Genomic DNA, 6325 nt, shown 5'->3' on the forward strand with positions numbered 1-6325 from the left:
GCGTCGGTGAGGATGTGGGTGGTGCGTTCGGCCGGGTAGTCCGGGTCCAACGGCAGATACGCCGCGCCGCTCTTCAACACGCCGAGGAGCGCGGTGACGGCCTCTGTTCCTCGGGGCATGTCGACGGCGACGAACCTCTCCGGTCCGGCGCCCTGTTCCCGTAGCCAGCGGGCGATCTGGTTGGCCCGCGCGTTCAACTCCCCGTATGTCACCTGCTCGTTCGCGTCGACCAACGCCACCGCGACCGGTGCCGCCGCCACCCGTTCCTCGAACAACGCGACCACGTCCACCGGCGGTGTCGCGTTCGTCGTGGGGCCGGACCACAGCGTGGGGAGTTGCCGACGTTCCTCGGGCGTCAGCAGGTCCATCTGACCCACCAGGCCGTCCGGACGTTCCACGATGGCGTCGAGGGCGCGGAGGAAACGCGTCCTGACGCCTTCGGCGAACTGCGCGCTCAACAGGTCGGGTCGGTGATCAATCCGGAAGCCGAGTTCTGCCCCGCGCACGAAGGCGCCGAGGACCAGCGGGAAATGACTTCCCGCGTTGAACGAGGAGCCGGTGACGCGAAGGTTCACACCGTTGAGGGAGGTGGCCACATCGGAATGACCCGCCGGATAGTTCTCGAAGGTCATCGCGACGTCGAAAAGCTGCTTGTGGCCGGTCCACTGCTGGATCTCGGAAAGCCCGGTCCACTGGTGGTCCAAAAGATTGGTCTGCTGCGTCTGGAGTGCCCGCAGATACTGGGTGATCGGCTGGTCGAGCGGCACCCGGGTGTGCAGGGGAAGGGTGTTGACGAAAAGCCCGATCATGGTCTCGATGCCGGGGATCTCCGCGGGCCGCCCGGAGACGGGAGTGCCGAAGGTGATGTCGGTCCGGTTGAGGACATGGGAGAGCGTGAGGGCCCAGGAGCCCTGCACGACGGTGTTGACCGTGAGGTCCCTCGTCCTGGCCCAGCGGGTGAGCCGGTCGGTGGCCTCCCGGTCGAGCTTGAAGGAGAGCCGCTCCGGGGGGCTCGTCACAGGGCCCGGTTCCGGCGCGAGCAGCGTGGGCGTCTCCAACGTGGCCAGTGCTTCGGACCAGGCCTCTCGCGCGGCGTCACGGTCGCGCTGCCCCAGCCAGGTCAGATAGTCCCGGTACGGGCGGGGGCGCGGCAGCGCGGCGTCCCCGCCGGCGAGATAGAGCGCCATGAGTTCCCTGACCAGGAGGGGCATCGACCAGCCGTCGAGCAGCAGATGGTGATGGGTGAGAAGGAAACGGAACCGGTCGCCGCCCAGACGGATGAGGGTGAACCGCAGAAGAGGCGGTCGTGACGGGTCGAAGGGAGCCCAGCGCGTTTCCCGCGCGATACGCAGGGACTCGGCTTCCCGCGCGTCCGCCGGAAGGTCGGAAAGGTCGAACTCGGTCCAGGGCGCCTTGACCTTGCGGAGCACGAGCTGTGCCCATTCCCCCGACTTGCGCTGGCGGAACGCGGCCCGGAGATTGGTGTGCCGGTCCAGCAGCTTCTGCGCCGCCGCGCGCAGGGCGGCCGGGTCGACGTCGCCCTCCAGGTCGAACTTCGACTGGCCGGTGTAGATGTCCAGCCCTTCCCGGCCGGAGATCTGGAGGAAGAGAAGGCCCTCCTGGAGAGGCGACAGCGGAAGAATGTCCTCGATCTTGCCGCGGGATTGCGTACTCATCAGAAGTCCTCCTCGAGCGCGAACTCGGCTTCGAATTCCTCGATCTCAGCTTGTCCGAGCGAGCTGTGTGTGATGTCCGAAGGGGTGAGGCCGCCCGCGCCCTCGCCCCGGGTGTGCGCGGCCAGCGCTTCGAGGGCCCGGGTCCAGCTGTGGGCGAGCTGCTCGATCTCCTCCTTGCTGATCAGCTCGCTGGCGTAGCTCCAGGTGCTGTGCAGCTCGGGGCCGTGCTCCGTGTCGAGGGTCAGCGCGCTGAGCGTGACCGGATGGCTGAGCGGGGTGTCGGGGTGCGTCCCCGCGATGCCGTTGGCCGTGATGCTCCACGGGGTGTCGTCGGCTCCGCTCGTCGCCCGGCCGAAGTAGTTGAACGCGTACGGCGGGGCCGCCTGCCGCGCGAGCCGTGGTTCCGTGCGCGGGCTGAGGTAGCGCAGCAGCCCGTAGGTGAGGCCCTGATCCGGGATTGCGCCACGCTGCTCCTTGACCTCCTTCACCACCCGGCCCAGGGCGGGCCCCCCGTCCCAGATCTCGGTCCAGTCGGTGACGCGCGGCTGGAACCACACGGGATGCACGTTGGTGAACCACCCGGTGGTGCGGGTGAGATCGGCACCGGGCAGCGCCTCCTCGTGACGGCCGTGCGTCTCCAGGTCCAGCACGATCGGCCGGCCCGGCCGGTCGAGGTGGGGGTGGGAGCGGCGCCAGTCGGTGACCGCGACCGAGAAGGCGCTGAGCAGCACCTCCGTGATCGTCGTGCGGTAGAGCGCGGGAGCCCGGGTGAGCAGGGTCTCGGTGACGTCGGGGCCGAGGCGGACGCGGGTCCGGTGAACCGTCGCGTACGTGTCCCGTTCGGGGACGAGCGCGAGTGGGGACGCCTCGGTCGGCAGCTGCGCCCAGTAGGCGGCGTCGGCCCGCCCCGCTTCCTCGGCGCGGCGTTGGAGCCCCGTCGCCCACTGCCGCCAGTGAGTGGCCGGGGCGGGGGGCTCCGGGGAGTCCTCCGCGCCCGTGGCCGCGGTGTGCAGCGCGGCGAGGTCGTCGAGGAGGATGCGCCAGGAGACGCTGTCGACGCTGAGATGGTGGACGACGAGGGCCAGGTGGCCCGGCCGGTCGGGGCCGCGGTCGAGATGGAGCGCCCGGAGGTTGTGCCCCCGCTGGGGGTCGAGCAGGGCGCGGGCCTCGGCGGCGAGGTCGTGGAGCGCGGCGGGGTCGGTGTGTGCGGTGGCGTCGACGCGGGTGAGGCAGTCGGAGGCCCGCGGCGTTCCCGGCGGCAGGACGCTCATCTCCCAGCCGTCGGAAGACCGTCCCAGCCGCAGCCGCAGGCTGTCGTGCCGGTCCAGCAGTGACTGCAACGCCCTGGTGAGGGTTTCCGTCGTGGCCTGGGGCGGCGTGGCGACCAGGACGGACTGGTTGAACTCGTTGACGGGGCCCCCGCGCGCGAGGAACTCGTGCATCACCGGGGTCACCGGCACCGGCCCCGCACGGTCGATCGCCGGAAGCGTCGGCGCCGTCGTGCCGGCGTCGGCGGCGATCTCGGCCAGGGCGGCGACGGTCTGGTGCTCGAAGACGTCGCGGACGGTCAGGGCCAGCCCCCTCGTGCGGGCGCGCGCGACGAGCTGGATCGACATGATGCTGTCGCCCCCGAGATCGAAGAACCCGTCGTCGACGCCCACCGCGTCGAGCCGCAGGGTCTCCGCGAAGAGCCCCGCCAGCAGCTCCTCCCGCTCCCCCCTGGGCTCCCGGCCCGTCGAGGGGGAGCCGAAGTCGGGGGCGGGCAGGGCCCGCTGGTCGAGCTTCCCGTTGGGGGTGAGCGGCAGCGACCGCAGCGGCACGAAGCCCGCGGGGATCATGTAGTCGGGGAGGGCCGTGCGCAGATGGGTGCGCAGCTCGGCGGCGTCGAGCCCGTCCCGCTCGGTGACCAGATAGGCCACCAGCCGCCGGTCACCCGGTGCGTCCTCGCGGAGGAGAACGGTGGCCTGGGTGACGGCCGGGTGGGTGGCGAGGACGGCTTCGATTTCGCCGGGTTCGACGCGGTGGCCGCGGACCTTGATCTGGTCGTCCGCCCGGCCGAGGAATTCGAGCCGCCCGTCGTCACGCCAGCGCGCCAGGTCGCCGGTGCGGTACATCCGACTGCCGGGCGGACCGTAGGGGTTGGCGAGGAAACGTTCGGCGGTCAGGCCGGGACGCCGGTGGTAGCCACGGGCGAGCTGCTGCCCGGCGATGTGGAGCTCCCCCACCACTCCGGGCGGCACCGGGCGCAGGGCGGTGTCCAGCACATAGGTCTGGGTGTTGTCCAGAGGCCGGCCGATGGGAAGGCTCGGCTCGGGGACGTAGGGGGCGCGCAGCTCGTGCTGGGTGGCGCAGAGCGTGGACTCGGTGGGGCCGTACAGATGGCGGAACGTGACGTGGGGAGCGTGCCGCAGCACGGTGGCGGTGGCCGCGGGTGAGACGACGTCGCCGCCGGTGAGCACCTCCCGCAGGGGGGAGAAGCAGTGCGGAGCCTCGTCCGCGACGACCCGGAAGAGACCGGCCGTCAGATGCAGCGCGGTGACGGCGTGCTCGGTGACCAGCGCCGTGAGGCCGGCCACGTCCAGCGGGCCGGGCGGCGCGACGACGACGGTGCCACCGACGACCAGCGGCACCCAGAGCTCGTACGTGGAGGCGTCGAAGGTGTGCGGCGCGTGGAAGAGCACGCGCCGCTGGGCCTCGGCGCGCCAGCAACGGTCCCGCACCAGGGCGACGACACCTCGCCGCGTGGTGGCCACGCCCTTCGGGCGGCCGGTGGAACCCGAGGTGTACATGGCGTAGGCCACCTGGTCGCCTGACTGCTCGACCGCGAGGTTGCCGCCCTCCGCGCGGGCCGTCCGCTCCCGCGCCGCGGGCCCGTCCACGGACAGCAGGGGCGTTCCCGACGGCATGGCGGGCAGGCCGGCGGCCAGCTCCTCGGTGGTGACCATGAGCACCGGACTGGTCTCCCGCAGCATGTGGTTGACGCGCTCGTGCGGATACTCCGGGTCGACGGGCAGATAGGCGGCGCCGGACTTGGCGATGGCCAGGAGGACGGTGACGAGCAGGGGAGAGCGCGGCAGGGCGAGCGCGACGAAACGCTCCGGGCCGGCTCCGTACTCGCGGAGGAGACGGGCGAGACGGTTGGCGCGGTCGTTGAGCTCCGCGTAGGTCAGGGTCGCGTCCTCGGACACCAGCGCCTCCGCGTCCGGCGTGCGGGCGGCCTGCGCCTCGAACAGCTCCGACAGCGAGTCCCCGGGGAGCGGCTGCGCCGTGTCGTTCCACGCCGTCACGACGGTGTGGCGCTCCTCGGCGCTGAGCACCTCCAGCTCGGGGAGCGAACGGTCGGGGTCCTCGGCGACGCTCTTCAGCAGCCGCAGGAGCCGGTCGGTCAGCGCCTGCATGGGGGCGGCGTCGAAGAGATCCGTTCGGTAACGGACACTCCCGGTCAGCCCGGCGGGCAGGCCGTCCGCCCCCGTGCGTTCGGACAGCTCGAACGCGAGATCCGTCCGCGCCACCTCGGTGGATGTCCCCTCGGCGGTCACCTGGAGACCGTCGAGGCCCCGCAGCGACCTGAGCGAGTCGTGCCGGGTGTTGTTGAGGATCAGCATGATCTGGAAGAGGGGGTGGTGGGCGAGGGTGCGGGTGGGGTTGAGGTGTTCGACGAGGCGTTCGAAGGGGAGGTCCTGGTGGGCGTAGGCGTCGAGGTCGGTGTCGCGGACGCGGTTCAGCAGTTGGCGGAAGGTGGGGTTGCCGCTGGTGTCGGTGCGCAGGACGAGGGTGTTGACGAAGAAGCCGACGAGGTCGTCGGTGGCTTCGTCGGTGCGTCCGGCGATGGGGGCGCCGATGGGGATGTCGGTGCCGGCGCCGAGGCGGGTGAGGAGGGTGGCCAACGCGGCCTGGAGCACCATGAACAGGCTGGCACCGTTCTGCCGCGCCACCCCGGTGAGCTGCCGGTGCAGCTCCGCCGGCACCGTGAACTCTGCGCGCGCGCCCGCCGGGGAGGCCACCGCGGGCCGTGGCCGGTTCAGGGGCAGCGGCAACTCGTCGGGCAGTCCGGCGAGCTGCTGCTTCCAGTAGGCAAGCTGCCGCGCCACCAGGCTTTCGGCGTCGGCCTCCGCACCCAGCAGTTCGTGCTGCCAGAGCGCGTAGTCGGCGTACTGCGTCCGCAGCGGGTCCCACTGGGGCGCACAGTCTCGCGCCCGCGCCGCGTACGCGGTGACGAAGTCACGGCTCATGGGGGCACGGGACCAGGCGTCGCTCGCGATGTGGTGAAGCAGCAGGAACAGCACGTGCTCGTCGTCGGCCAACTGGAACAGCCAAGCGCGGACGGGGATCTCGCTGGCCAGGTCGAAACAGTGGTGCGCCGCCTGAACAAGCCGCTCCGGCAGCTCCTCCCGGTCCAGCCGCGTCACGCTCACCTCGGGCACGGCCTCGGTGGCCGGGAGGATGGTCTGCCTCGGGCCCTGGTCGTCCGTGCCGATGACGGTGCGGAGGGTCTCGTGGCGTGCGACGAGGTCGTTGAGGGCCTGGCGGAGTGCGTGGTGGTCGAGTTTCCCGGTGAGGCGGAGTGCGGTGGGGATGTTGTAGGTGGGGGTGGGGCCTTCGAGTTGGTGGAGGAACCAGAGGCGTTGTTGGGCGTGGGAGAGGGGGAT

The 6325-nt window shown here is 71.5% G+C and carries 2 protein-coding genes; both read right to left on the reverse strand.

The window, feature by feature from the left end; all coding sequences use genetic code 11:
• A partial coding sequence (locus CRP51_RS27770) for a condensation domain-containing protein (protein WP_141514699.1) occupies window positions 1-1676 on the reverse strand: 1676 nt, incomplete at its 3' end.
• Window positions 1676-6325, reverse strand: a 4650-nt coding sequence (locus CRP51_RS27775) for a non-ribosomal peptide synthetase (RefSeq protein ID WP_141514700.1), incomplete at its 5' end; no start/stop codon positions are given. The genes CRP51_RS27775 and CRP51_RS27770, both read right to left, overlap by 1 nt.

This window comes from Streptomyces zhaozhouensis, assembly GCF_900230195.1.
In the GTDB taxonomy this organism is placed as follows: domain Bacteria; phylum Actinomycetota; class Actinomycetes; order Streptomycetales; family Streptomycetaceae; genus Streptomyces; species Streptomyces zhaozhouensis.